The 313-nt window shown below is 42.5% G+C and carries 1 protein-coding gene; it reads left to right on the top strand.

Going from position 1 to position 313, the window contains the following annotated elements:
- The coding region (locus SB658_RS22905) for a condensation domain-containing protein (RefSeq protein ID WP_410602545.1) at window positions 1–313 on the top strand (313 nt) is incomplete at both ends.

Here is a 313-nt window from a genome sequence, read left to right on the forward strand (position 1 = left end):
TCCATTATTCGATACCGTTTTTACACTCATGCCAGATCATGGATCAGCCCAGCATATTGGAGAAATGCAAGTTGAAATCGAAGAAACCAATTTCCATATTGCAAAGTTTGATTTAACGCTGCAAGCAATGGAGTCAGATCAAGGTTTATCCTTTGTCCTCGATTACAGTACGGCGCTATTTAAACGAAGTACAGCCGAGCAGATGCTGCATCATTATATGTATTTGCTGGAGCAGATGGTCCAAGCGCCGGAGGAAGCGATCCGATCTTATCGATTACTTTCTGAACAAGAAGCAGAAGCTCAACTGAATCTG

Source organism: Bacillus sp. SIMBA_008 (genome assembly GCF_046535495.1).
GTDB classification, from domain to species: Bacteria; Bacillota; Bacilli; order Bacillales; family Bacillaceae; genus Bacillus; species Bacillus subtilis.